The 26422-nt window shown below is 46.7% G+C and carries 22 protein-coding genes and 2 pseudogenes; 10 read left to right on the top strand and 14 right to left on the bottom strand.

Features of this window, described 5'->3' with window-relative positions:
- Positions 1-74: 74 nt before the first annotated feature.
- Positions 75-611 (bottom strand): ubiquinone anaerobic biosynthesis accessory factor UbiT, encoded by a 537-nt coding sequence (gene ubiT / locus SOHN41_RS04575; RefSeq protein ID WP_007646099.1) that lies wholly within the window; start codon positions 609-611, stop codon positions 75-77.
- A gap of 137 nt (positions 612-748) precedes the next feature.
- Here ubiT and ubiU point away from each other — a divergent pair, with 137 nt between their 5' ends.
- Entirely contained in the window at positions 749-1750 is a 1002-nt protein-coding gene (gene ubiU / locus SOHN41_RS04570) for a ubiquinone anaerobic biosynthesis protein UbiU (protein WP_007646096.1), read from the top strand.
- A 40-nt stretch (positions 1751-1790) separates the two neighbouring features.
- Entirely contained in the window at positions 1791-2663 is an 873-nt protein-coding gene (locus SOHN41_RS04565) for a U32 family peptidase (protein WP_007646095.1), read from the top strand.
- Here the strand turns inward: SOHN41_RS04565 and SOHN41_RS04560 are convergent.
- Positions 2656-3378 carry a hypothetical protein gene (locus tag SOHN41_RS04560; RefSeq protein WP_037458053.1) on the bottom strand — a complete coding sequence of 241 codons (723 nt, stop codon included), beginning with the start codon at positions 3376-3378 and terminating at the stop codon, positions 2656-2658. The genes SOHN41_RS04565 and SOHN41_RS04560 overlap by 8 nt on opposite strands.
- Positions 3379-3904: 526 nt before the next feature.
- On the opposite strand from SOHN41_RS04560, the gene SOHN41_RS04555 reads away from it, so the two are divergent.
- Positions 3905-5263 carry a YjiH family protein gene (locus SOHN41_RS04555; RefSeq protein WP_007646092.1) on the top strand — a complete coding sequence of 453 codons (1359 nt, stop codon included), beginning with the start codon at positions 3905-3907 and terminating at the stop codon, positions 5261-5263.
- A 271-nt stretch (positions 5264-5534) separates the two neighbouring features.
- Here SOHN41_RS04555 and SOHN41_RS04550 read toward each other — a convergent pair whose 3' ends face one another.
- From SOHN41_RS04550 to SOHN41_RS04535, 5 genes and pseudogenes are all read right to left on the bottom strand, one after another.
- On the bottom strand, positions 5535-5852 hold the full coding sequence (locus tag SOHN41_RS04550) for an antibiotic biosynthesis monooxygenase family protein (RefSeq protein ID WP_037458051.1): 318 nt from the start codon (positions 5850-5852) through the stop codon (positions 5535-5537).
- Positions 5853-6349: 497 nt separating this feature from the next.
- Positions 6350-7366, bottom strand: a pseudogene (locus tag SOHN41_RS04545) (transposase).
- 153 nt (positions 7367-7519) lie between these two features.
- On the bottom strand, positions 7520-7759 hold the full coding sequence (locus SOHN41_RS20045) for a hypothetical protein (RefSeq protein WP_007646088.1): 240 nt from the start codon (positions 7757-7759) through the stop codon (positions 7520-7522).
- Positions 7760-7982: 223 nt separating this feature from the next.
- On the bottom strand, positions 7983-8378 hold the full coding sequence (locus SOHN41_RS04540) for a hypothetical protein (RefSeq protein ID WP_139058329.1): 396 nt from the start codon (positions 8376-8378) through the stop codon (positions 7983-7985).
- A 248-nt stretch (positions 8379-8626) separates the two neighbouring features.
- Positions 8627-9091 (bottom strand): DUF4262 domain-containing protein, encoded by a 465-nt coding sequence (locus SOHN41_RS04535; RefSeq protein WP_037458047.1) that lies wholly within the window; start codon positions 9089-9091, stop codon positions 8627-8629.
- 437 nt (positions 9092-9528) lie between these two features.
- Here SOHN41_RS04535 and SOHN41_RS20490 point away from each other — a divergent pair, with 437 nt between their 5' ends.
- From SOHN41_RS20490 to SOHN41_RS04520, 4 genes are all read left to right on the top strand, one after another.
- A complete protein-coding gene (locus SOHN41_RS20490) occupies positions 9529-9651 on the top strand; it encodes a hypothetical protein (protein WP_007646083.1) in 123 nt (40 codons plus the stop codon).
- 334 nt (positions 9652-9985) lie between these two features.
- A complete protein-coding gene (locus tag SOHN41_RS04530; RefSeq protein ID WP_007646081.1) occupies positions 9986-11080 on the top strand; it encodes a UDP-2,3-diacylglucosamine diphosphatase in 1095 nt (364 codons plus the stop codon).
- A gap of 2 nt (positions 11081-11082) precedes the next feature.
- Positions 11083-12957 carry a GNAT family N-acyltransferase gene (locus SOHN41_RS04525; protein ID WP_007646080.1) on the top strand — a complete coding sequence of 625 codons (1875 nt, stop codon included), beginning with the start codon at positions 11083-11085 and terminating at the stop codon, positions 12955-12957.
- A gap of 141 nt (positions 12958-13098) precedes the next feature.
- Positions 13099-13530, top strand: a complete 432-nt coding sequence (locus SOHN41_RS04520; RefSeq protein WP_007646079.1) for a CBS domain-containing protein — start codon at positions 13099-13101, stop codon at positions 13528-13530.
- A 41-nt stretch (positions 13531-13571) separates the two neighbouring features.
- Here SOHN41_RS04520 and SOHN41_RS04515 read toward each other — a convergent pair whose 3' ends face one another.
- On the bottom strand, positions 13572-14924 hold the full coding sequence (locus SOHN41_RS04515) for an NCS2 family permease (RefSeq protein WP_007646078.1): 1353 nt from the start codon (positions 14922-14924) through the stop codon (positions 13572-13574).
- A gap of 453 nt (positions 14925-15377) precedes the next feature.
- Between SOHN41_RS04515 and SOHN41_RS04510 the strand changes: the two genes are divergently transcribed.
- Positions 15378-15749 (top strand): PilZ domain-containing protein, encoded by a 372-nt coding sequence (locus SOHN41_RS04510; protein WP_007646077.1) that lies wholly within the window; start codon positions 15378-15380, stop codon positions 15747-15749.
- A 98-nt stretch (positions 15750-15847) separates the two neighbouring features.
- On the opposite strand, the gene radA is transcribed toward SOHN41_RS04510, so the two are convergent.
- Positions 15848-17209: a DNA repair protein RadA gene (gene radA, locus SOHN41_RS04505; RefSeq protein WP_007646076.1), complete on the bottom strand. Its 1362-nt coding sequence runs from the start codon at positions 17207-17209 to the stop codon at positions 15848-15850.
- A 104-nt stretch (positions 17210-17313) separates the two neighbouring features.
- Between radA and SOHN41_RS04500 the strand changes: the two genes are divergently transcribed.
- Positions 17314-19692, top strand: coding sequence for a PilZ domain-containing protein (locus SOHN41_RS04500; protein WP_007646075.1), 2379 nt, complete (start codon positions 17314-17316; stop codon positions 19690-19692).
- Between the two features lie 28 nt (positions 19693-19720).
- Here SOHN41_RS04500 and SOHN41_RS04495 read toward each other — a convergent pair whose 3' ends face one another.
- Together SOHN41_RS04495 and serB are read right to left on the bottom strand one after the other, a co-directional pair.
- On the bottom strand, positions 19721-20692 hold the full coding sequence (locus tag SOHN41_RS04495) for an alpha/beta fold hydrolase (protein WP_007646073.1): 972 nt from the start codon (positions 20690-20692) through the stop codon (positions 19721-19723).
- Between the two features lie 117 nt (positions 20693-20809).
- Positions 20810-21806: pseudogene (gene serB, locus SOHN41_RS04490) on the bottom strand (phosphoserine phosphatase SerB).
- A 79-nt stretch (positions 21807-21885) separates the two neighbouring features.
- Here serB and SOHN41_RS04485 point away from each other — a divergent pair.
- Positions 21886-22857, top strand: coding sequence for an AhpA/YtjB family protein (locus tag SOHN41_RS04485; RefSeq protein WP_083820740.1), 972 nt, complete (start codon positions 21886-21888; stop codon positions 22855-22857).
- Between the two features lie 95 nt (positions 22858-22952).
- On the opposite strand, the gene deoD is transcribed toward SOHN41_RS04485, so the two are convergent.
- The 3 genes from deoD to deoA form a co-directional block, all read right to left on the bottom strand.
- Positions 22953-23663, bottom strand: coding sequence for a purine-nucleoside phosphorylase (gene deoD, locus SOHN41_RS04480; RefSeq protein ID WP_007646066.1), 711 nt, complete (start codon positions 23661-23663; stop codon positions 22953-22955).
- A gap of 91 nt (positions 23664-23754) precedes the next feature.
- The gene (locus tag SOHN41_RS04475) at positions 23755-24969 is read right to left on the bottom strand and encodes a phosphopentomutase (RefSeq protein WP_007646065.1); all 1215 of its coding nucleotides are present in this window, start codon (positions 24967-24969) and stop codon (positions 23755-23757) included.
- A gap of 9 nt (positions 24970-24978) precedes the next feature.
- On the bottom strand, positions 24979-26310 hold the full coding sequence (deoA, locus tag SOHN41_RS04470) for a thymidine phosphorylase (protein ID WP_007646061.1): 1332 nt from the start codon (positions 26308-26310) through the stop codon (positions 24979-24981).
- Positions 26311-26422: the final 112 nt, after the last annotated feature.

Below are 26422 nucleotides of genomic sequence, written 5' to 3'. Positions count from 1 at the left end.
GCCGTTCAAGCCAACAAAAAGCCCCGCAATCTGGCGGGGCTTTTATTTATCAGTCGATTATAGTCAATACCGTATTAACTCATGCTCGGGGATTTGGCCAAGATAACCGTCGGTTTTGCCTCAAGCTGCAAACGAACAATCGCATCGGTCAGCTTTTCAACGCTTAAGCGGATCGGTGTCGGCAAGCTGGCAAACTCAATGCTCAGCAGCAGGTTCTTCACCTCAAGCCCTAACTCAGTATCGCCCTCGATGCTAAGTTTTCGTTGAAAAAACAGCGTATCCGGGTCCTCTTTCGCTGCCGCAACCAGTAATAGTTCTGCGGAATTGGCACTGAAGCTGACCTGCGCATCGGTAAGTTCACGCACCTGCCAGCGGCCACTAAAGCTCACTTCAAAATACAGATTTAAGTCTTCAACGCGGATCGCGACCCACTTGTCCGCCAAGAAATCTAACTCGCCATCTTCGGCCTGCGACGCAAGCAGTTGTGTCAGGAGTTGGCTTAGCACCTTGGCCTTGAGGCTAAAGGGCACTTTGGAGAGTGGCAAACTGATCAGTTTTGGGGTGAGTTCAAGCAATTGTTTTGCAACATTTGCTGAAAAAACAGCGGACATACGGAAATTCCTACGGAAAAAAACACGATGTATCTCAGTTTACCTAGATTTTATGATCTTAAACCTGTTTTAAATCAATTCACCGTCATTCAATCTTGCCTACACTCTGCGGCTATTATTTTATCGGGAGCATCATTATGGAGTTATTGTGTCCAGCGGGAAATCTGGCCTCGTTAAAGGCGGCACTACAGGCCGGAGCCGACGCGATATACCTAGGACTAAAAGATGATACCAATGCACGTTCATTTGCAGGATTAAACTTCACCCCAGCAAAATTGCAGGAAGCGGCAGAACTAACGCAGAAGCACGGTAAGAAAATCTTTTTAACCTTAAATACCTTCCCTAAACCAGGTGAAGAACACCGTTGGTATCAAGCTATTGATTTAGCAGCAAAGCTTGGTATGGATGCCCTAATCGTTGCCGATCTGTCTTTACTCGATTATGCCCATAGGCACTATCCAAACCTGCCGCTGCATTTATCGGTGCAGGCCAGTGCCACTAACCTAGGGGCGCTCAGCTTTTATAAGGAAACCTTCAATATCGCCCGAGTCGTGCTGCCGCGGGTGTTATCCATGAAGCAAGTGCGTGACTTAGCCAAGGTCAGTCCGGTCGATTTAGAGGTATTTGCCTTTGGCAGTCTGTGCATTATGGCTGAGGGGCGTTGTCATTTATCCTCCTATGTGACCGGGCAATCACCCAACACGGGCGGCTCCTGCTCGCCCGCGAAGCATGTGCGTTGGGAAGAACAAGGCCAGGACAGACTAACTCGGCTCAATGAGGTGCTCATTGATAAGTCTGGGCTGGATGAGCAAATGGGCTACCCCGTCGTCTGTAAAGGCCGTTATCTCACCGAAGATCAGGACTCGCCCCAGTATTTGCTCGAGTCCCCGACCAGTTTAAACACCCTAAGCCTACTGCCTGAACTCGCCAAAGCCGGCATAGTGTCTCTCAAAATTGAAGGACGCCAACGCAGCCCAGCCTATGTTGAGCAAGTGACTAAGGTATGGCGTCAAGCCATAGATACCTACCTAAATAATCCCGAACAATTCCAAAGCCAATCCCATTGGGAACAGGCACTTGCAAAGGTGTCCGAAGGGCAAATTACCACTCTGGGTGCCTATGAGCGCAATTGGCAATAACGGTCAATGACAGATAACAAAAATGGATAAAGGAGGAGTGATGAATATTTCCCTAGGACCGTTGCTATATTGCTGGCAAAAACAACAAGTTATTGATTTTTACCAACAAGTATCTACCAGTCAAATTCCCTTAGTGTATTTAGGCGAAGCCGTTTGCAGCCGTCGACGCGAACTCAAATGGGGCGATTATCTGGCACTGGCGCAGATGCTCAAGCAGGCGGGTAAAGAGGTGGTGATATCAACACTGGCGTTAATCGAGGCTCCCTCTGAATACGCTGAGCTTAAACGCCAAGTTGAAAATGGCGAATTTATGGTCGAAGCGAACGATATGGCGGCAGTGTATCTTGCCCAAGAACATAAACTGCCCTTTGTCTGCGGTGCGAGTATCAATAATTACAATCGTGCGAGTTTAGATATCTTGCAGCGCTTTGGGATGCAAAGGTTTGTGATGCCAGTGGAATTATCTAAGACCTGGCTGAGTCAAGTGATCCAAGAAAAACCCTCATTTGAGGTCGAAGTGCTAGGCCATGGCTATTTGCCACTCGCCCATTCGGCGCGCTGCTTTACCGCACGGCACAAACAACTCACGAAGGACAGTTGCGAAACGATCTGTCGTCAATACAGCAAAGGACTTCTCGCCCAAACTCAGGAACAACAACCCTTGCTCAGGCTCAATGGTATTCAAACCCAGTCTGCCCATTGCTTGGATTTACGCAGCGAAATGACCACTATGGCGAAGATGGGGGTAGATGTCTTTAGGGTGTCCCCCAGCAGCATGGAATGCATCACTATGGCCGATACCTTAGTCACTGCACTCAAAGCACCAGAGTTGTCCCCCTATTTCCCTATGAGTGCAGAGCAATGTAATGGCTACTGGTTTGGTGAGGCAGGCGTCGCCATTCATATTAGTTAAGCTGTTTTTCGGTCACTGGTACTTTTGTGAAACTCAGCTGACTCAGTAACAGGGTACCCACCCACCCCAATAAACTCCCCAGCCCTAGCCACTCTAATAGGGCTGGCCACCATAATGTTGGACGAGGAAACTGCAGAACCACTTCCTGGTAGAAAGGCCTGCCACCTTCGGTGAGCCCCAAGGATAACTGCGGGGCATAGAGGAATGTCATCATGCTAGTGAACACCATCAGCGCCAGCAATACCGTTAAACGGCGAAGGGCCGAGCGACTCGCTACCACTAAAACCAAATAAGATATTGCACTTAGGCTGCCAAAATAGAAAAACCATTTCAGTCCTAAAATGTGCAAATGGTACACATTCACCGGAAACAGCCCCACACAAGCTAAGGCTAAAAAAGTGAAGGCTAAGAAGAGAAAAAAAGGATATCCCCAGAAAGATGTCACGTTTTGTAGCGAGGATAAGCAATAAAAAACGACGCTTAAACTGCCAAAAAATAATCCGCCATTGAGGACCACAGCATAGGTAGAATGCCCATAAGTGCCTAGTTCACTTAGGGTATAGTTTAAAAAGTTAAAGGTTTCTGGCTCGGAACAGTTAAATCCCACGACCGCCACAACAATCCCCAGCAATAACCCAAAGAGACCAAGAAAGCCAAATTTAGTGGCGAGCCCTGACCCCTTCCTTATCGTGATACTTGATCTTGTAACAGTCATAAGTAATTTAGCCAAACAGAGGTAGTAATACCTTACATGGAATTGAAAAGATTTAAAGCGGCGCGCATCCGCTTTATCAGAAAATTTTTACTTTCCGCATCTTTATCGACTTTTTAGTCATACTCAATTGGGGTAAAAAGTGGGCCAAGCATGGCTGAATGCTCCTTGGCTGGTATTTTTTCGTCGAATACAAATACGAGCAGCCATCAGTTATAAAACAGAGCATTTAGCTAAACTCGAACCAATTAAAATCAACAAGCAATTGATTTAAATGAATATAACCATAATCCACTACGATAAACATCACTACAACCCCTTGCTACTGGCGCCAAAATAACTATGCTGTTTTGTTGCTTATATCAAACTAACTAGCGAATCGTTTTACATAGCGGAACTAAGCGAGTAATCTTCCCCCTTCTCGATTTTGAGCTGAATGAAAATGCACCTTAACTGCCCCTAAAAACAGTTTTGGATGGCTGCTTATTCAAGTTTATTTTGTGCGACTCGTACTTTAAGGTGTACACCATTGGCTACTGAACATAAAAACCGCAACATAAAGACGATACTCACCTTTATCGTCCCTTCGCTGATAGGTCTGCTACTGTTTATGACCCCTATCAGCTATAACGATGCGATTACTATTCCCATCGCAATCATCTCTAAGGCGCTGCAAAGTGCATTAAGTGAAGACCTAACCTTAATCATCACGGCAATTGTGGTGACTATGGCATTTGCCTCCCTACTCACCAAAATGCTCAAACCTAAGTTTGTCCTCCATAACCACTTTCTCAATGGCTTACTCAATATAAGCCCACTGTGGTTAACGACTCGAGTTGTGGGCGCAGTCTTTATTGTGCTGACCTATTTTGCAGTCGGCCCCGAAGCGATTCACTCCTCCAGTACGGGCGCCTTAGTCTTAAACGACTTACTGCCCGTGTTGTTCTCGGTGTTTATTTTCGCGGGCATGTTATTGCCGCTGCTGCTGAACTTCGGCCTACTCGAACTCTTTGGCACACTGTTAACTAAAATCATGCGCCCAGTGTTCAATTTACCGGGTCGCAGTGCCATCGACTGTATGGCCTCATGGTTAGGCGATGGTAGCGTCGGTATTTTGTTGACCAGCAAACAGTATGAAGCGCGTTTTTATACTCAGAGGGAAGCGGCGGTTATCGGCACGACGTTTTCTGCGGTATCGATCACTTTTAGCTTAGTAGTGATCTCACAGGTGAAGTTAGAGCAAATGTTTGTGCCCTTCTACCTGACAGTATGCCTAGCGGGTTTTGCGGCTGCGGTAATTGTGCCTAAGCTACCGCCGCTCTCGTGGAAAAAAGATAACTATATCGACGATACGCCACGTTTACCCGATGATGAGATGATCCCTGCTGGACACGGCGCACTCTCTTGGGGCTTTGATAAGGCCCTAGAAAAAGCTGCTAGTGCCGGTGGCATAAAAGCCGTCTTGAATGAAGGCGTTAAAAACGTGATCGATATGGTATTTGGTATTATCCCCGTGGTAATGGCCATTGGTACCACAGCGCTGATCATCGCCGAGCATACACCTATCTTCAATTACTTAGGTATGCCGTTTATTCCGTTACTGGAACTGCTGCATATCCCAGAAGCGACCGAAGCCTCTAAGACCATAGTGGTGGGCTTTGCCGATATGTTTATTCCGTCGATTTTAGCCAGCTCTATCGAATCGGATATGACCCGTTTTGTGATTGCAGCATTGTCTGTGACTCAGCTAATTTATATGAGCGAAGTGGGCGCGCTGCTGATTGGCAGTAAGATCCCAGTGAATTTTGTTGAGCTATTTGTCGTGTTCGTACTGCGTACCTTAGTGACTCTACCAGTGATTGCCGGCGTGGCTCACCTGCTGTTCTAAGCGCGACATCACCTTTGAAATATCAAGGGGAGTCAGGTTAACTGACTCCCCTTTTTTGTACTCACTCATGCATACACAAACAGATAGTTTTGATTATGTAGTGTGGCTTAAGCGTACAAACTCCACTCGTCACCACATAACTCAGTTGGGGGCAAAAGTGAGCTAGGTTTTTACTCTAATTTGTGGGGTTAGGGTTAAAATTTCGATGGGTTAATGCCCCAATCAGCCGCCGAAAGATACGCAGCGTATTGAGGCCAGATTAATTGGTTTGTTAAATGCCGTAGTCGCGCTCTACCTTCGATATACGGGTTTTGAACGATGAATACCATTTTTGATGACCAAGCCTTTGGGCTTCTTGGTGCTCAGCATTTGCCTTCCACTGTCTGATGGACTCAAGATCGGACCAATATGAAATGGTAATTCCAACATCCTCTCGTGCCGACTCTACGCCCAAAAAGCCTGGTTGTTTTGAGGCTAGTTCAACCATTCGATCTGCCATTTGGCCGTAACCGCCATCACCTTCAGTACGGTGAGATGTAAAAATTACCGCGTAGTATGGCGGCTTCGGTGTGTTAGCGATGAGGGACATCTTTACTCCTGTAGGTATTTAACGTCTCATTATGTGTTTTTATAGCTCTTTAAAGCCCTGTACTCTTCGGTAGATGAAGGCCATAGAATAACCTTATAAAGATCATCTGCGCATTCCCACTCCTCGGTGATTGAACCAAGACCTTTGGCAAGTGAAAGCACGGCATACTTACCTGGATTGATTTCAATCTTGGCTGCATCAGGAAGATAGTCTGTGCACCCGAAAACAGTGCAACTAAAATCTAACCACCCATTTTAGAACAACAACACAAAACACTAAAATCTAGCCACCCATTTTAGATCAACAACATAATGCACTTTGGGTTTGTCTACAACTGTACGAGCTAAAATTGCTTAAACTAGAGTCATCAAAAGTTAAAGGGCTAAAGCTGAGGCATGAAAATGAGCTAACTCATTAAAAATTAGTGTATTTAAGATATGCTAACTCGCCCAATAAAACAAATGAGCAGTGATTGGTTTGGTTAAGCAGGATTACCGTTAATTGCTGTGAAAGTGCTGGCAGTTTGCCGCAAAGTGCCGTCGTCGCTTTTCTAAGTGTTCACAGTAATCGGTCAGTTCTTGCAGCGTCCCCACAGGGCCATGAAATAGCTTGCCAAACTCTGTGGTCAATTTAAGCCAATTATCATGAGGGATATTTAATCTTGTCAGTAACTTGGCGCTATTTTCACTGATGCTTCCACGTTTATCATTGCGGATGATTCGACCGGTATCATCAACCAATTCGAGGTAGTCTGTTAATGAAAACGCAATGCCATTGGGTTGGTTATCACGTTCATTGCCGATAAAAGGCAGTAGATTTTTAGGCTGTTCACCTTTTAATGCGGCCCGAATCCGCAGCTGAGTACTGGTATGGTCGGATTGTTCTGGCGTGTCGGCCACCTTGGCTCGAATGGACTTTTGCTAATAAAGAGTAATCAACATAGGCCATACAAGCTAAAACGGCGGCTTCATCGAGTAGAGCTTGTGATTTAAACAGACCTTCCCAGAAACGACCTGTACAGATATCTTCTTGATTCGCTTGCCTTGCTATCGGCTCGTTTAAGCAGCGCACTCTTTTGAAAACACTGGCAACTGATATCACATAAACGGCTGCGATATATCGCGATTGAATGCCTTAATCTGTTGACCTCATGGGCCTCAACCAATTCACCTTTGGCAAATTTTTGCGTTAATTCATCGCCTTTAAATAGCTTATGCCATTGCTCAAGCACCTCCCTGTCGCTCCAGCGGTTTGCTGTCTCTATATCAATACATAAAACCACATGTAGATGATTGGACATCACCGCAAAGGCCGCCACATCAATAGCAAAAACGGCTTCGAGTTCAAACAGTAGTGACTCAACCCAACCACGGCGATGGTCATAGTTTTTTCCAGAATAGGTATCATCGCCACACAAAAACGCACGCCGCACAACGCGGCTACAGCAATGGTAATAGGGACTAATTTTAAAGAGATAGTTCAACACTAATCTGAGTTCTGCGAGGGCGCGGCATACAAACCTCCTTGTTTAATGCTTAACCCAAGCATAGTCGGAGGTTAACAACTGCGCTATTAAGGCTGGGTGTCTTTGAATTCTTTTACCGACGAAGTTACTTGCTTCATCTACTGCGTTAACTCAATCCTTTTGAGTCACGTAAAAATAAGGCTTAAATAATTAGGCCGATATTCGTGCGCTCTGCTTGACGTGGGGAGTCATACCAACGCCTTGCTAACCAGCGGCTGTGGCTTTGCAAATGTGTGGTAGAGTTTTGCGAAGCAAAACCACACATTTGCAAAGGCGCAGCCGTCCAGCGAACGTAGTGAGCGCCCTTGAGCAACTTGTTATGCGGTTGAGTAATTTGGCAATGGTGATGATGAGCCACTTTTGCCTGAGTTAACGTAACCAACTGATAGCCTCTATTTTGTATTTCGTAAAGAAAGCTTTCTTTTAGCAGAAAGAAGGAAGGCATGAACGAAACCAGCTAATAAGCCTGGTGATATGAACTGCCTTGTAACCTGAACTTTTTCTTTTAGATAAGAAAGAGGGCAGGGTCTTGCTGCCACTTACTGCCCGCACAAATCTACCTGAAAACTGCGGGTAACGAACAATCTATTTAATCTTAATGCAACTTAAAAACAAGAACGTGGAAACATTTTATAAAGCCACATCGCATAACGCCGCAATAAAAGGCGAGCGTTAGCGAGTCCAGCCCACGCTTTTTGTGGGCGGTTTTTGATTGCCTTGTTATAGGCTTTACCCATACTACTCATTTTCATCGCCAGCATATGTATAGCTAAAGGAAATTCCACCACCGACCTTCTGAAACAACCTGCATACATGCTCGGGAACATCGATGATAAATGACTCATTACTATTACAAGTAGAGACATAGAAGTCATACGATATGTAATCTGAAGCACACGCGATAATATTTTTGAGTAGCTCGCTGCTGATATTTTTGCTGAGAGGAATAGTAATGACTTTTTTAGTCTTATCCTTGAAATAGCTACCAACTCTGAATTCACAGTCACCCATTATGGATTCTGCCTTGGCTAATTCAGCAGAAGTAAGCCCAATTAGCCTAAATGAAGAGTTATGAGTGCACTCTAGATTTAATCCATGCATAGACTCGATTTCTCTCTTGCCCTATAACGTTAAGCTCAGCCGCAGGTTGTAAGTTGGTTTTTTGTGGAATACTTTTGCGTAGCAAAACCACAAAAAGGCGACTTACAAACTGTCGAGCGCACAGAGTGCGCGGTGCTGGAGCGCCTTGTTAAATTTTTTCAAGCACACCTGATGAATTGAGAATTGGTTGCGCCCAAGCATAATATTCTGATTTGTTTTCGCTCCACGGCCAAATGCCAGCCGTGGTAGGCCAAATTAGTTGGTAAGTTTTAAAGTTATTACCCGAGTAAAGCCAAAGCCCCCAGCCAAGGTATTCTTTGTAATGCTTTTTGTCCATTTCAATGAACGTAACATCAAAACCTTCTATAAAGTCCGAATAAAACACCCCAGGAATGAAAACTTCACCGGAAGCTAACCTTTGACGATAGTTATTTATTATGGAGTGTGAAAGTTCGCGCTTTAGCCCAACTATTATTAATTCAGACTGGTTTAGCGTTTTCTCTATGCCAATGGAATATGAAAAGCATGGCTGCTCTTCACCTTCCATAACATTTAGAACGTGGCAACCAAACTTTTCAATATCTTCCAGCGCTTTCCGATCTCGCTCATCCATTCGTACTTTCCAAATTTAACATATTATTAGTGCGCATGCGCGTTTACCTCATTAGACCAGTGAAAACGCGCACAGTTAACTACCTGTATGCAAAGAACTTATCAGCTTTCTATCAAATACACCACCTGGAAAAACGCGCATGCGCGTTTTCCAAACCTATTAACTAATTTTGGAAAAGTATATGCAAATGATTTTAAAGAATTTTGTTAATTTTAGGCTGGATAAACGCGCAAACTAATGAGTGTAAAAACACTCAAAAGCATCTAAATTTAAATATGACTGTATACCCATCCAGTTCCGCTCATTCATGAAGACTCACTAAAAATAAGGTTCATCGATAAGAACTGTTAGGGCAAATAGTTCGTCAATTTTCGATTCACTAAATAAATGCTAGCAAGCTTTGGGGCAAAAAAGCTTTTAGCCAGATGAACAGTTCAATGGTCGTAAAGATTGGCATTGTTGCAACTGTGACCGTTGGCGGCATGGTTGCTCATTCACATCTGACCCATAGGGATATGGGGAATGTCACTATGATGTCGGGAACATCATTGACCATGTGATCGCAACATTCGATTCTTGTAATGCTAGAGCCATATACAGCAGATACCGCCGTCGAGCCCTCAGGGATGCTTCTTGTGAAATAAAAGGGTGGCGTGTCACAGGGGAAACAATGACAATTCATCCAGCACACCTGACGACAAACTTATCTAGTTTTGGGGCAGAAGTAAGTTAAATCCTCCAGCCTGTTCTCATTGCATCCAGCTCCAAATCTTGACGGTTAAGTCTAGGCTAATCACCCCTGTTGTCATCTGCATGTCACCTAAGCTTCATCATTCAGTCAAAGCCCGTCACTAATCTCTAAGGCAGTCAACAGCCGCATAGGGTGAATATGAGATGACTGGAGCCAATTACAGGGGACTTGATCGCACGCTTATCGACGCACTCAACGCTCCCCGCAACTCTTCACGTAACTCTCCTTCCAACTCTTCCGACAATGCTCCATCCAGTGTTAACGCCACTTCCTTCTCAACACCACATATTGCCAACGCCAGCAACGCCGCAAATAGCCAAACCACCACAGTCAACGCCCTCTGGTTATCGGATATCCACCTAGGTTGTAAGGATTGCAAAGCCGACTATCTGTTAAGCCTGTTAAATACAGTGCGTTGCCAGCACTTGTACTTGGTCGGCGATATTGTGGATTTATGGGCGCTTAAGCGTAAATTGCATTGGCCAGATAGCCATAATAAGGTGCTGCAAAAGCTGATTGAACTGGCACAAAACGGCACTCAGGTGATGTACCTGCCGGGTAACCATGATGAGCTAATCAAGCCCTATGCCGAACTGACCCTGCTGAATATCAAAATTGCCCGCCAACATATTCATCAGGGGATTGGCGGCCATAAACTGCTAATGCTGCATGGAGATCAGTTTGATGCCGATGTCTGCGTTGGGCGCTTTTATGCCATCTTGGGCGATCACCTCTACGACTTACTGCTGTTCCTCAACCGCAATCTCCATCGCCTACGTGAGCGTTTAGGCTACCCCTACTGGTCACTCGCCAGCTATATCAAATCCCGCGTCGGTAAAGCGCAAACCGCAATCACCCGTTACCGCCAAGCCGTGGTGAATTATGCCCAGCACTATGATGTGGATGGCGTGATTTGCGGCCATATCCATCAGCCAGAGCTATCGATTCACCCTCGAGATAATCAATACAGCACGCCGGATAAGCGCCAGATAGTCTATGCCAATGATGGCGACTGGGTCGAAAACTGCAGCCTCATCACCGAAACCTTAAGCGGTGAATTACAGCTCTGCCGCTGGAACGATCAAACCTTAAGCCTCGATATTCTGAGCAGTATTGTGCTGGCGCAAACTCAGCCTAAAGCGCCTATTCAAATGCCTGCTCAAGCCTCAAAACCAGCCCTACAAACGGCCACTCACAGCCCCAAACAACCAGAAATCCAACCAAGGGATGTCGCCTAATCATGGATCAATTAACCCATAGTACGCCAAGCACAGATTCACTAAACCCAAACACACAGTGCGAGCCAGTTAACATGCCACTGCCCGCCTTAAAAGGCAGTTCGATGATCTTTACCGTCGAAAATGTGGTTGAACAAAATCTCCCCTCTATCAATGACAAACCTTGGCTCGCTAAACCTGCCAAGGCCATGCTGCGTTACCTACTCAATGAAAAACAATGCAACGATATCGCCAATCAATACGCCTATTTACAGGGCGTGGACTTTGTCGAACAAGTGCTGGCGAGTTTCGACTTTAGCTTTACCGTGCCTGCCAACGAAATAGAAAACATTCCCTGCGAAGGCCGAGTTGTGATCTTCGCCAACCATCCCATAGGTTCACTCGATGCCCTCGCCCTTATCAAACTCATCAGTGAAATACGCCCCGATATCAAGGTGGTGGCTAACGAGCTATTGATGGCGCTCGAACCACTGCACTCTATCCTACTGCCGGTGCGTAATATGACTGGCGGCACACCGAAACAACACCTAGATAAGATCCACCAGCACCTGCGTAACGAAGGCGCAGTGCTGATTTTCCCGTCGGGGGAAGTCTCGCGCCTACGCCCCAATGGCGTGCGTGATACCCTGTGGCACTCGGGTTTCTTAAAGATGGCGATTTCCTGTAATGCGCCGCTACTACCCATTTTTTTAGATGCCAAAAACTCTGCGACCTTCTACGGCGCATCGATGATTTACAAGCCACTCGCCACACTGCTGCTCGTGAAGGAAATGTTCAAGCAAGCCAAACGCAATATGCCGATCCGCATTGGCGAGCTGATTCCCAATGAAGCCGTGCGCTCGATGGACTTTCCGCTAAAGACCAAGATAAAACTGCTTAAAAATCATTTATATCGCATAGGCAAAGATAAAGACCCGCTGTTTATCACCCAAAGCGCCATCGCCCACCCTGAGTCGCGCCGTGAACTGCAAGCGGCACTGCAGCAATGTGAACTTCTTGGGACAACGCAAGATAACAAGCTGATTTATTTGTATCAGCATCAGGACAGCAACCCGATCATGCGGGAAATTGGTCGCCTGCGGGAAATCGCCTTTCGCGCCGTCGGCGAAGGCACAGGCAAACGCCGCGATATCGATAAATACGATTCCTACTATCAGCATTTGGTTTTGTGGGATAAGGAGCAGTTTGAAATTGTCGGTGCCTATCGTTTTGCCAGTGGTGACAAAGTCTTAGAAAAATACGGCGATAATGCCCTCTACAGCCAATCCCTGTTTCAATACGCCGACAACTTTATGCCCTTCGTCAAACAGGGATTAGAACTTGGCCGCAGCTTTGTGCAGCCTAAATATTGGGGTAAACGCAGCTTAGATTACCTCTGGTTTGGCATAGGCGCCTTTCTCGCCAAACACCCTGAATACCGCTACCTATTCGGTCCTGTGTCCATCAGCAATCAACTCCCCGGCAGCGCTCGGGAAATGTTAGTGCATTTTTACGCGAAGGAATTTGCCCCCGAACAAACCATGGCGGTCTCCATGTCGCCCTTTGGGTTATCACCACAACGTAAAAAACAGCTCAATGATGTATATTCGAGTGAAGATTATCAGAGTAATTTCAAGCAACTAAAACAAATGCTCGCCAGTATGGGGGCGGCAGTACCTACGCTCTACAAACAATACGGTGAACTCTGTAAAACAGATGGAGTGAAGTTTCTCGCCTTTGGTATAGACGCCGATTTTGGCGATTGTATCGATGGCTTAGTCTTGGTCGATACTCATAAACTGAAAGGGAAAAAGTACCAACGCTATATTGGTATACATTTACCGGAGGCGGAGCGCAGCTCAATAACCCCCGAAGATGAATATAATGAAGCGGATTAACTGAACACCGTTCGGCTCGATCTTAATCCTGTTTAGGTTAATACTTTATGATAATGAATTGGCTAATTAAACATCACTCTGTTATAAGTAACTGTAATACAGCGTATTAACAGAACATGTTGCAATAACAGGGAGAGTATCATGACGATCATTATCGCCGATATTATGAGTACCCGTGTCGTCACCGTCGAAATGGACGATCGTCTCTGTGTCGCTAAGGAAATTTTCGATCAGGCGAACTTTCATCACTTACTCGTAGTGGATGAACGCAAACTAGAAGGTGTGCTATCGGAGCGAGATTTACTGCGCGCTATCAGCCCTAACCTCGGCAGCAGTGCTGAAACGGTAAAAGATCTTGAAACCCTGCAAAAGCGCGTGCATCAAGTGATGACGCGTAATCCAGTGACCATAGCATCCCATATCAACTTAGATACGGCGACCCGCATCTTGCTCGAACATAATATTGGTTGCTTACCCGTTTTAGAACAGGGTGAGTTAGTTGGGATTGTGACTTGGAAGGATCTATTACGCGCCTACTGCGAGCACCTCTCTATAGAAGAAAGCGAGTGCTAATCTAAGATTAGCACTCGCTTTTTATACCAATGGGGTTGAAATTAGATCGCCCAGCCGCCCATATAAAACACGACTAAACCTAAGGTAATGGCCAGCACGCCAATCTTAAGTTTACGCCATTCGCCACTACAAATACGGCCGATGACCAGAGTCACAAAACCCAGCATAATACCAGTGACGATATTACAACTTAGGATAATAAATACGGCGCAAGTTAGGCCCGCCATGGCATCGACTTTATCGTTAAAATCGAGTTTTGCCACATTACTGAGCATCAATAAGCCGACATACATTAATGCTGGCGCAGTTGCATAGGCTGGCACTAAATAGCTGAGCGGTGCGAGAAACACCATCAATAAAAACAGTACGCCAACGATCGTCGCCGTTAAACCTGTCTTACCACCCGCCGCGGTACCCGCCGCCGATTCGATATATACCGCCGCAGGAGCGCCACCCACTAACCCCGCAAACATGCTGCTGACGGAGTCTGAGGTTAAGGCTTTACCACCGCCGACAATATTGTCGTCCTTATCGAGCAGATTAGCTTGGCCAGCCACAGCGCGAATTGTCCCTGTCGCATCGAAAATCGCCGTCATAACCAGGGCTAATACGATAGGCAAAACCACGGGATTAAAGGCCCCCATAACATCGAGCTGCCCAATGAGCGAATGCTCCGAGGTAAAATCAGGAAAGGCAAACAAGCCTTGGTATTTCACACTCGGATCGAACACTAAACCAAATCCCGATAGCGCGATAATCACCAGCAAAATACCACCAGGAACACCACGACGCTCTAAGCCGATCGTTGCCGCTAAACCTATGACAGTCGCGATAACGGGTAAGCTATTAATATCGCCTAACTTCACTGGTAAGCCTGCGTTATTGGCCACAATCAACTGCACGCTGTTAGTCGCAATCAAGAGTAAAAACAAGCCAATACCTATTCCTGTACCGTGGGCAATCCCTCGAGGTAAATTAGCCAGCACCCACTGACGAATACCCGTCACACTCACGAGTGTGAAGGCCACGCCCATCAGGAAGATGGCACCTAGGGTGACCGGAATCGACATACCTTGACCTAGCACTAAGCTAAAGGCAGTAAAGGCGGTGAGCGAAATCGCACAGCCAATCGCCATAGGTAAGTTTGCCCATAAACCCATAAGCAAAGAACCAAAAGAAGCAATTAAACAGGTAGCGATAAATACGGCGCCGGGGTCAAATCCCGCCTGACCTAACATATTGGGCACCACAATCACCGAGTACACCATAGCTAGGAAGGTGGTTAATCCCGCAATCACCTCTTGGCGAACCGTGCTACCACGTTGTTTTATTGAAAAATATTGGTCCAGAAATGAACCAGAGGGTACGGCAGTTGAACTCAATTGCTCAGACATAATATTGTTATACCTTGTGATCTCTTAAAATAGGGTCGATACCATCCACATTAAACGGGATTGGCGACGCTGGCTGCGGCAGATTAGAGCCCCAAATCCACAGGATTTAGGTGAGAGATCCACATCATTCTCCTACTGTGGGAAAAATCCATGATCTGCAAGCAATGATGCTTCGTTAGAGTTAACCGTCGTTACCCCTGTAGACGCAGCCGTTGTTGGCCGCGGATAATACTGTAAACGCCCCAAGATAGCTAAGACATCACCAACACTTTGATAAATAATTAGCCCAAAAACGCAAAATCAGTTGTTTAAAAAACGTCCATCGTGACACGCAATGATACACAGCATCACAGATAAATTTGCCGAGCTTTTACAGACATATGAATATGACTTATGCTTACCACTACGAATGAGGACTCATGTTGGCAGACTATGAAAGAAAAAGGATCGATTATGGACGAGAGACGCAAGTTTTCGCGAATTTTATTCGCTGCTAGCGCATCTTTGCAACAGGGTAACGAGCAGTGGCAGACCACCATCCTCGACCTCAGTCTTAATGGCGCATTAGTTGAAGAACCTGATAATTTCGCCAGTACGGAGCAGCCTATTACCCTAAGTTTTATTCTCCCAGGATCCGATATCGAACTAAAAATGGAAACTGAGTTAATCCACCATAGAAATGGTCAATTAGGCCTAAAATGCAGCTTTATTGACGTCGATAGCATTAGCCACCTAAAACGCATGGTCGAGCTGAACTTAGGTGATACCTCCTTGTTAAACCGCGAACTCATATTGTTTATCGAAGCACACAATACCACGGATTAAGACACCAGCTCACAAACACAAACAGCGCTTAGTGGCGCTGTTTGTGTTTGTGACATTAATCTCGCTCGAATGCATGTATGCTAACTCGCGTCAGCATTCTAAATTGCTTCTAGCGCTTCGGATAATTTTGACACGCCAATGACCTCCATGCCCAAGGGCGGCTTTTTCGGGACGTTCGCCTTAGGTACGATTGCCCGCTTAAAACCATGCTTAGCGGCTTCGACTAATCGTTCTTGACCATTGGGGACTGGGCGAATTTCACCGGATAAACCGACTTCACCAAAGGCAACTAAATCGCTGGGTAAAATATCCCCGCGAAAACTCGACACCATCGCCAGCAATAGGGTTAGGTCGGCGCTGGTCTCGGTGACTTTTACGCCACCCACGACGTTAACAAACACATCTTGGTCCGACATCTGTAAGCCGCCGTGACGGTGCATAACAGCAAGCAACATGGCTAAACGGTTAGCATCCATACCCACAGCCACCCGTCGAGGATTAGACATGGCCGAGTTATCCACCAGCACTTGTAATTCAACCAGTAACGGCCGAGTGCCCTCCCACACCACCATCACTAAGGAGCCTGAAGACTCCTCTTCACCGCGGGATAAAAAAATGGCAGAGGGATTAGCGACTTCCTTTAGGCCACGTTCGGTCATGGCAAATACGCCTAACTCATTGATCGCACCGAAACGGTTCTTATGGGAACGTAAAGTGCGGTAACGGCTATCACTATCTCCCTCAAACATTACCGAGCAGTCGATGCAGTGCTCCAGCACCTTAGGTCCGGCGAGACTACCATCCTTAGTCACATGGCCGACCATAATCACAGCGATACCGTTTTCCTTCGCAAAACGGGTGAGATAAGAGGCGGATTCGCGCACCTGTGACACACTCCCAGGACTCGATGCCACATCGCTCATATGCATCACTTGAATCGAATCGACCACTATTACCTTAGGTAATTCTTTGAGGGCCACTTCGCAGATTTGCTCAACGCTGGTTTCAGACAACATCCGCAGTTTATTGGTGGGTAAACCGAGTCGATGGGCACGCATAGCCACTTGCTGCAAAGATTCCTCACCCGTGACGTACAGTGCGGGCATTTGCTCGGCCAGATGACATAGGGTTTGCAATAAAAGCGTACTCTTACCCGCGCCGGGATGGCCGCCAATAAGAATTGCCGAACCCGGCACAATACCGCCACCAAGTACACGGTCTAGCTCACCAAAATGACTTAGGATCCGCGGCAATGCATTGAGATCAATTTGATCTAAGGTTTTGACTTCACTGCTGCCAGCACCGGCATAGCCGACGAACTTAGCTCGCCCAGGAGAGGCTGCACCGAGCCTTACCTCAGTTATCGTATTCCACTCCTGACAAGCACTACATTGACCTTGCCAACGGGGAAAGTCTTGCCCACACTCATTACATACGTACGCGGTTTTATTCTTTGCCATAACTTATTAAAATCTGTATAAAATCAATTTAAGTAACTGTGAATACTGCCGACATAAGACTAACACAGCACGACATAAAATCAGCATTAGAAAAGAATCCCTACATGAGTTTAGATAACCATAGTGCACTTATAGAACAGCTCAAGCCGTTGCTCATGGAACCTAATTTCCAAGAGATTTTTCAACAGCTAACCACAGACGAAAGCAATTCAACGCGTTTTCTGTTGAAAATGGAATTGAATCGCTTAGCGTCGCCCTGCACACGGATCATCGATCTTAGGGATAAATCTGAACTCCCCTGCACTGAAGTCATGCTCGGCCAACAACGTCACTTTTTAGATGAGCCCGCTAAACACAGCTTGTTGGAAGCTATGTCCTTGTACCGTAATCAGTACACTTTAGGCGTGTATGAATATGTGCTTACAGCCCATCAGCAGCGCAAACAAAAATTACGCCAAGGAACGCAAACCGACAGTTTCGAATCCGAGCCTTTTATGGTGCCGGGAGTTGTCCTCGGCAGTTATTTTAATCGCGCCGAAGAACGAATGAATTACAGCATCCGCATTGCGGTCTCCCAGCCTGGACGACCAGAAATGCCGGGGATCACCGTCGATTTATCGATTGGTGGTGCGCGTATTCGTTTAGCGGCAAATCATCCCTTCGACCTCGACAAGCCCCTCAAGGTCAAATTACTCGAGCTCAGTGAAGAATATTACTACCCAGATCTACAACTCGGAGTGGATTATCAGATTGTTGACAGCCAAACCAATGGCGAATTTATTTGGTTAAGATTGAGGCGGATTGGCGGTACCGATGCTCTAGGTGAAATGCTTGGTAATTTAATTCGAGGCTACAAATTACGCTATAAGTTAGATGTTAACGATGTGTTAGTCACAGCATCGGGCCTAGGATTTGAGCGCCATTATTTACCCCATTTGCCACACTTGCCCCTATATCTGAACCAGCAGACGCAATCGATAAGCCACATGCTGCTGAGCCGCGATAACCAGCAAATAGTACATTATTTTCAGGATGAGAATGATATCAGCCAGTTACCCGCGATGCTGACCCCTGCGCGGCTCTCGGCACTGCTTAATCATCCCGAAAATCCCGACTACGGACTGTTTTTTAGCTTTACCTACAATGCCCAAGGTGCCTTGTATTTTTATTCGGCCACCTTAGCCGAACTAAAAGCGAAGGGATTAATGTCGTTATTTTTAGGTTTTGCATCCACCAAACCGAGCTGGCGAATTTTTAAACTCATCCCCGATAAGATTTACCATGCCAAAGGCTATCGCCGCGCCACCTTGCCGGGGGATGAAGCTAAATACAGCCCGCTGGTGGAACAACAATTGGCCCTGTTCAGCCATATGCTGCAGCTCATCGATCTCACCAATGAAGATGAAAGAGCCACCTATAAAGCCTGGCAGGACGATAGTAATGCCAATGCACTCAAAGCCTTCGGCCAACAGCGGCTCACCGCGCATCAAATAAAATCGGTTTCGATGCAATTTAGTGAGCGTCGACAGGAAGCGCGTTTTGCCTTCAAAACCTTAGTCAATGTGTCACAGGGTGGCATAAAAGCGACAGGGATTACCTTAGATATTTCTGGGCGTGGCATGCAGCTCACCTTAGATAATCCAGCAGAGTTTGTTGCAAACAAACCTCTAATGATCAGCTTGCCTAAGTTGCAGACCATTGCCGGTAAGACCCAGTTGGATAATTTACCCTACCGCTTAGTGCGCACCCGTAAAAATGGCGTAACTCTCCATTTAGCCGCGGTCATGGGCCATACGCCCCACGTTGGTGTCGAATTTTTAAATAAACTGATTGCCCATAATAAACAAAAGTTAGAGCAGTTGACCGAAAACAATAGTGAAGTCAAAGAACTTGCCGATGGATTAAAAAACATCCTGTTACGCGAGCTACATTCTGTCCCCTACTTTGTCGAGAAAACAACAAAATCGGCCCAAGTCGCCTGCCTTGGAGTCGGTACTCAACGGGATGATATCAGTGATATTTTTGCAGCAGGCACCTCCGATGCACTGCAATACAATTTAGCGCCGCTACTGAAGGATGGTTTCTTCAAGCGGGAGATCCTTGAGCCGATACGCCAAATGAAGCCGCAGCAGGATATGGATTTTATTGAGGTATTTATCCAACTGACCCGTCAATCCCGTGGGCAGATCCATTTAAAGTGTATCCTAGCGAGTGATGTTGGGGATGAAAAAGCTAAGGTGATGTTTATTAGTCAGAGTAAAATGGCTGGCCGTTTTATCGCCCTGCGCATCTATCGCGGAGCAACGGAAAAACCCGATATCAGTTATCTGCGCCGTGAACTGGAATACATTAATGTCCATGCAAATCATAGGGCAAAGCAGTTAGAAGAGCAGCTTTGGCGGATCATAGGTGTCGGCGAGCTACTCGATATCACCCAAGAAGTGGAACTCAGGTATCCCGCATTACATCAAAAGTCGACCTAGCCAGCATAAGCTGAAAATCCGCGGATCTTTAATCCCTAAACACACACAGATCAAATGCTAAATACCAGTCTAGGATCTGCAAAAAATGATCACCTGCGGCATCTAAATGGGTCAGCATATCCCCATGGCCGTAATCGTGTTTAAAACCATTAGCCTTAGATAGCAAAGTCAACCTCACTTGTTCGAATCCACATTCACGCACCATATCGGCAACATCTTCTGGGTGCCCTAGCACAGTGTCATTTTGCCCCGCAATAAACCAAGCCTGTGGCCAAAGCGCCTTCTTTGCAGCCTTAGCATAGTCAAAGCCATCATCGTGATCACGCCAATCCCCCCGCACCCAGTCAATACTTTGATTGAGTGACGCGCGGCTCTCGTTATCCATACCAACACCTAATTTATCCGCGGCGAGATACCCTTGACCTATGGCTAAACCAGGAGCGAGTCGATTCCAAAATAGATCGACCATCAACCACTTTTTAAAGGATTTAACTCGGATAGTGCGCTTACTGCCGAAGGTCAACAGTGAGCGAACACTCTGCTGTAATTGGGGATAACGTGCTAGGCTGCTCGCCATTAATACACCGCCCCAGGAATGGGCGCACCAATGCACCTTCGACGGGGCTACCGCGTTGATCCCTTGGCAAGTTTGTTGATGTAAATTCAGAATAAATTGCTGCACTAACGGGATCTGCTCACGAATAACCTCGCCTTGTCCTAGAGTAAAATCCCGGGTGATCTTAGGCAGGCTCAATCCCCTACCAGCGGTATCGAGCACATAAACAATAAATCCAGCCCGAGCGAGGAAGCAGCCAAGACCCCGTCCGTTTTGGCTATAAAACACCCGCCCATTAGACATGGCGCCGTGAAGCATCAATATAGGCGTTTTAGAAAAATCTGGCGTAGCTGGCAGTAACTGACGAAGGTGCAAGTGCCCGTCACGGTAAGGTAAGTAAAGCGAAAACTGTGAAATGGTCGAAACCGAGGCGTGCTGAGTCAAAATAAGTCACTGGTAGTTTATCAAGTAAGACTAAACTACCAGCTCGGATTCAAAAAACAAGAGTCATTACTCTAACTTTGGTTTTGACCTAAGCAGTTTATCACGTTGAAAAATAGTCTAATACTGCAGTAAATAAGGCAAAACCCGTAAATCAAGCCGACGAATATTCGCATCGGCCGCAGCGGCTAACTTAGGTTTCGCATGAAAGGCAATGCCAAAGTCTGCCGCTTGAACCATAGGAATATCATTGGCACCATCGCCAATGGCAACTCTTTGTCCCTGTGGAATTTGCCAATCGCCACTACAGGCGGCGATCACATCGGCCTTAAATTGGGCATCGACAACCTTTCCCGTCACTTCACCGACGAGCCGTCCGTCAGTAATCACTAACTCATTGGCAAAGGCCGCATCTAAGTTTAATAGCTGCTTCAAATGGCCGACAAAAAGGTGTGAAGCCACCCGAAGCAACCACTAAGCGCCAATGGTGCGACTTAAGCTCGGTAAGCATAGGTTCAAGTCCGGACATTAAAGGTAGGCGATCACATAGGATCTCAATAATGCTGGCATCAGCCCCCTTAAGTTGGGCCACCCGTTGACGTAAGCTTTGCTCAAAATCCAACTCTCCCAACATGGCACGCTCAGTAATTGCAGCCACTCGCTCACCAACCCCCGCCATCGCCGCCAATTCGTCAATACATTCGATTTGAATCGCGGTTGAATCCATATCCATGACCAATAAACCAGGTTCACTCAGCTTAGGCAATGCCTGTCTAATCACATGACATTCGGCTAAATCATCGGGGAAAGTCGCTAGCAACTCGCGGCTAGGTTCAAGGGGTAAGGTAAGCTCAATACAGTGCAAAGCCACTTGGCGGCGAATGGGCGCGATATAAATAACTTCAGGCCCAAGTGCTTTAGCCAGAGAAAGCACCCAAGCCGAGAGTGCACTTTCAACACTAAGATCGTCATAAATTAGCCGCATACGAAAGAGAGAACCCAATGGCGCACCCGCTGACTCTTGGTAAGCTTCAAAGGCATGCCCTTGGTATTCAAACCGTGGCGAGGGGCTAGCGGCTAACCATACAAATAATGCATCTTGGTTCAAGCTTTCCATAGGACGGGGATTCTCCAACTATCGGGCTCACTCATAATCAATTATGATTAGGCAAGCGTGTTAAATGTTAAGGGTCGAAGTGTTATATCTTAAAGGGCTTAAGAAAAGCCATAAAATCAGTAGACTGCTCCAAATCGCCATCGCTTTGACCTTGATGGTGGGCTTAGTGCAATTGTGGCAGACAAGCCTACTACAAGGTCAACTGCTTCTAAAGTCCCAAACGCAAAAGATGGCAAGATTACTGGTACAACAAACCGCCTACAGTGCGGCACCGGCACTGCAGTTGCAGAATGATGAGCAGTTGCAATGGCTCGCCAGTGCGCTAGTCGAAGATCCAAAGGTCATCTCCGCGGCAATATTCAGTGACCAAGGCATCCGACTCTCCTTTGCCCAAAGTATTTCCAAAGAAGGAACAGACCCTGACTCCGAGGAAATGAACCTGCAGCTCAGCAAATATCCTCCCTATGTTGAACCTGTGATCCAAGAGGGTAAAAATCTCGGTTATGTTGAGGTCAGGCTCGATACCAAATTATTTTTCAATGAAATTAAAGAAGCCCATAACCTGAATATGGAGCAACAGCAAATGATGCTGCTGGTCGCGGGTTTAATCGGCATGTTGTTATCCCGCGCCTTATCCTTTAAACGCGCCGATTTTGACCGCCGTCGCACCCGGGTTAAGTTACGCCAAAATCCCCAAAAAAATAACAATGCCAAAGAGAGAGGAGCGACAGACGCAGAATTAACCACATCCGATACTCCCAAAAATACCGAGGACAATTTAGAAGAGAGTGCTAAGGATGATGCCGAGATAAGCCTAAGCAATCCGAATGATCAACCGAAGGCAAAGGATAAACCCAAGCCAGAGGAAAAGAGTGGCGGCAACATAAAACCAGAACAAGAAGCTCGTCATTCTGAAAGTGTTATTCAGGCAGAGAAGTCTGAATTAAAGCCTAAAGTGAAAACGGTTCGCCGAGTTAAAACCCAGACAAGAACCAGCGCGGAGAAAAGCCCTATCCAACCTAGCGATCTCGATACGGACTCCACGGGTTAATATCCCTCAACATCCGCAATACACTCGACGGCGGGATTGATCGACGCCCATAAAAAAGGGTTCGCATTGCGAACCCTTTTTAACCCTAACAACAATTACAGGGTAATAGCCGCATCTAAGGTCATGATAATCATATCATTGAAGGTCGTTTGGCGTTCTTCTGCAGTGGTTTTTTCACCGGTGCGGATATGATCGGATACAGTCACAACACACAGGGCGCGGGCACCAAATTCATGGGCAACACCGTATAAACCAGCCGCTTCCATCTCTACCCCTAGCACACCCATTTTTTCCATCACGTCAAACATTTGTGGATCTGGAGTGTAGAATAAATCGGCAGAGAATACGTTACCAACGCGGATCTTAGTGCCTTTGGCTTTGGCAGATTCGATCACGGCATTCATCAGCTCGTAGTTCGCGATAGCAGCGAAATCTTGGCCTTTGAAACGTAAACGGTTTACTTGAGAATCGGTACAAGCACCCATGCCGATGATCACATCACGCACTTTAACGTCAGTGCTGATCGCGCCACAAGTACCCACGCGGATCAGGTTCTTAACGCCGTAGTCTTTAATTAATTCAGTTGCATAGATTGAGCATGAAGGAATACCCATGCCTGAACCCATAACAGAAATACGTTTACCTTTGTAAGTACCGGTAAAACCTAGCATGTTTCGAACGTCAGTCACTTGCTCAACATTTTCTAAGAATGTTTCAGCAATATATTTTGCACGTAATGGATCGCCAGGAAACAGAACCGTCTCAGCGAATGCGCCCTCTACTGCATTAATGTGTGGTGTTGCCATCGAAATAACCCCTGTTTATTTTATTAAGACTTAAGTCTTTGTTTACTGACGGCCAAATATCAGCCGCCAAATCGATATCCAGCGCGTTTAATTAAATAAACGACTCACCATAGGCCATTGGTTCAAGCTTAAAGTGACTTGCAATTGATTGGCCTATATCGGCAAAACTATTGCGGCGCCCAAGCGTTCCGGCTTTTAAGCCAGCACCATAGGCAAGTACAGGCACATACTCACGGGTATGATCCGTACCTTGCCATGTTGGATCGCAGCCATGATCTGCGGTTAAAATGAGTAGATCGTCTTCACCCAGTAAGGCCAGCATTTCGGGCAAGCGGGCATCAAAATACTCCAGCCCCTTAGCATAGCCCGCTACATCACGGCGATGACCATAGTGAGAGTCAAAATCTACGAAGTTAGTAAACACTATAGTGTTATCACCGGCGGATTTTACTTCGGCTAACGTCGCATCAAACAGTGCTTCTAAACCGTTTGCCTTCACCTTCTTGGTGATACCACAGTAAGCATAAATATCGGCGATCTTGCCTACACTCACCACTTCACCACCAGCGGCTTTTAACTTATCTAATACTGTTTTCGCAGGCGGCTCGAGGGAGTAATCCTTACGGTTACCGGTGCGAGCAAAGTCGCTTGGGCCTGTACCATCGAATGGACGCGCAATCACGCGACCGATGTTGTAAGGCTCTAACTCTTCACGGGCAATTTCGCAAAGACGATATAGGTTCTCTAAGCCAAAAGTGCCTTCATGGCAGGCAATTTGGAATACCGAATCCGCCGAGGTATAAAAAATGGGTTTGCCAGAGCGCATATGCTCTTCACCTAATTCTTCCAGAATAGTAGTACCAGAAGCATGGCAGTTCCCTAAAAAGCCATCGAGCCCCGCACGGGCTAAAATCTTATCCGTCAGTTCTTTCGGGAATGAATTTTGGTGCTCGCTGAAATAGCCCCAGTCAAATAACACGGGCACACCCGCCATTTCCCAGTGACCACTCGGGGTATCTTTACCCGAACTTAACTCTTGGGCATGACCATAGGCCCCAATCAGCTGAACATTGTCACCAAAACCAGGCGCAAAGGTACCTGTGCTTTCCATGGCCGCATGGCCTAGGCCTAAGCGCGCTAGGTTAGGTAGTTTAAGTGGGCCTTCACGGCCAATATCGGCTTTGCCTTCGGCGCAGGCCTTCGCAATATGACCAAAAGTGTCAGATCCTAAATCCCCAAACTTGGCGGCATCGGCTGCAGCGCCAATGCCAAAGGAGTCCAACATCATAATAATTGTACGTTTCATAATACTTCCTTAAAGATCCGACGCACGAATGTAAGCGTAGATCTCAGGTGTTTTTTCAGGAGCGGTTTCACCAATGTGAATCGCTTTTTTGACTGCATTTTCCGCTTCGGCAAAGGCCGCTTCAGATTGTGCGTGGATCACTGCAATCGGTGTTGATGAGTCAATTTTATCGCCGAGGGCGCATACTTGAGTTAGGCCAACACTATAGTCTAGTGCATCGCCCGGTTTACGGCGCCCGCCACCTAGGGTGACCACGGCTAAACCCAGTTCGCGGGTATCCATGCTGTGGGCAAACCCTTGAGTATCGGCAAATACAGGACGAATAATTTGCGATTGCGGTAAGTACTTACTGTAGTTTTCGACAAAGTCGACTGGGCCACCTAGGCCTGAAACCATCTTGCCAAAGATCTCGGCAGCACGGCCGTTATCCAATACGCGGTTTAACTTAGCTCGGGCATCCGCTTCGTCAGTGGCAAGGCCACCGAGGAGTAACATCTCAGCACAGAGTCCCATCGTCACAGCGTATAGACGAGGATTACGGTAAGCACCGGTCAAGAAATCGATGGCTTCTTTCACTTCAACCGCGTTACCCGCACATGACGCTAATACTTGGTTCATGTCGGTGAGTAAGGCTGTGGTTTTAGTGCCTGCGCCATTAGCCACCGCCGCAATACTGCGAGCTAATTCCTCGGAGGCTTCATAGGTGGGCATAAAGGCGCCGCTACCAACTTTAACGTCCATCGCCAATGCATCTAAGCTACAAGCTAATTTCTTAGAAAGAATGGAGGCGGTAATAAGGGAGATGGATTCGACGGTTGCGGTATTATCACGGATGGAATAGAAACGTTTATCGGCGGGAACCAGATCGCCCGTTTGACCGATAATGGCCACACCGACCTCTTTAACGACCTTGCGGAACAGTTCGCTTGAAGGCTCGGTCTGATAACCAGGAATGGCATCAAACTTATCTAAGGTTCCGCCGGTATGACCTAGGCCACGGCCTGAAATCATCGGCACATAACCACCACAGGCGGCGGCCATAGGGCCAAGCATTAGGCTGATGACATCACCGACACCGCCCGTACTGTGCTTGTCGATTACAGGTCCGTTAAGGCCTAAAGATTGCCAGTTAAGCACAGTGCCCGAATCGCGCATTGCAAGCGTTAACGCGATTCTTTCATCCATATTCATGTCATTAAAGTACACTGCCATACCTAATGCGGCAATCTGGCCTTCGGACACGGCATTGGTGGTTATGCCCTTAACAAAGAACTGTATCTCTTCGGAACTTAACGCTAAACCATTACGTTTCTTACGAATAATTTCTTGAGCTAGAAACATGATACTGCCTCCAAGATAAACACCAAACCCAAAGTCTGGCATTTATCTTTGCAATGAAACATCAAAACTGTAGCAATATTACAAACACATGCTATCGAAGTTCTGATGTTTT

This window comes from Shewanella sp. HN-41 (genome assembly GCF_000217915.1).
Lineage (GTDB): Bacteria > Pseudomonadota > Gammaproteobacteria > Enterobacterales > Shewanellaceae > Shewanella.
The sequence above is the reverse complement of the archived record's forward strand: the minus strand, read 5'-3'. Positions and strand labels throughout refer to the sequence as shown.

Excerpts from the sequence above, each read along its gene's own strand:
- ubiT (WP_007646099.1), bottom strand. The coding sequence starts at position 611 with ATGTCCGCTGTTTTTTCAGCAAATGTTGCAAAACAATTGCTTGAACTC.
- ubiU (WP_007646096.1), top strand. The coding sequence starts at position 749 with ATGGAGTTATTGTGTCCAGCGGGAAATCTGGCCTCGTTAAAGGCGGCA.
- SOHN41_RS04565 (WP_007646095.1), top strand. The coding sequence starts at position 1,791 with ATGAATATTTCCCTAGGACCGTTGCTATATTGCTGGCAAAAACAACAA.
- SOHN41_RS04560 (WP_037458053.1), bottom strand. The coding sequence starts at position 3,378 with ATGACTGTTACAAGATCAAGTATCACGATAAGGAAGGGGTCAGGGCTC.
- SOHN41_RS04550 (WP_037458051.1), bottom strand. The coding sequence starts at position 5,852 with ATGTCCCTCATCGCTAACACACCGAAGCCGCCATACTACGCGGTAATT.
- SOHN41_RS04535 (WP_037458047.1), bottom strand. The coding sequence starts at position 9,091 with ATGGATGAGCGAGATCGGAAAGCGCTGGAAGATATTGAAAAGTTTGGT.
- SOHN41_RS20490 (WP_007646083.1), top strand. The coding sequence starts at position 9,529 with ATGGTCGTAAAGATTGGCATTGTTGCAACTGTGACCGTTGGCGGCATG.
- SOHN41_RS04530 (WP_007646081.1), top strand. The coding sequence starts at position 9,986 with ATGACTGGAGCCAATTACAGGGGACTTGATCGCACGCTTATCGACGCA.
- SOHN41_RS04525 (WP_007646080.1), top strand. The coding sequence starts at position 11,083 with ATGGATCAATTAACCCATAGTACGCCAAGCACAGATTCACTAAACCCA.
- SOHN41_RS04520 (WP_007646079.1), top strand. The coding sequence starts at position 13,099 with ATGACGATCATTATCGCCGATATTATGAGTACCCGTGTCGTCACCGTC.
- SOHN41_RS04515 (WP_007646078.1), bottom strand. The coding sequence starts at position 14,924 with ATGTCTGAGCAATTGAGTTCAACTGCCGTACCCTCTGGTTCATTTCTG.
- SOHN41_RS04510 (WP_007646077.1), top strand. The coding sequence starts at position 15,378 with ATGGACGAGAGACGCAAGTTTTCGCGAATTTTATTCGCTGCTAGCGCA.
- radA (WP_007646076.1), bottom strand. The coding sequence starts at position 17,209 with ATGGCAAAGAATAAAACCGCGTACGTATGTAATGAGTGTGGGCAAGAC.
- SOHN41_RS04500 (WP_007646075.1), top strand. The coding sequence starts at position 17,314 with ATGAGTTTAGATAACCATAGTGCACTTATAGAACAGCTCAAGCCGTTG.
- deoD (WP_007646066.1), bottom strand. The coding sequence starts at position 23,663 with ATGGCAACACCACACATTAATGCAGTAGAGGGCGCATTCGCTGAGACG.
- SOHN41_RS04475 (WP_007646065.1), bottom strand. The coding sequence starts at position 24,969 with ATGAAACGTACAATTATTATGATGTTGGACTCCTTTGGCATTGGCGCT.
- deoA (WP_007646061.1), bottom strand. The coding sequence starts at position 26,310 with ATGTTTCTAGCTCAAGAAATTATTCGTAAGAAACGTAATGGTTTAGCG.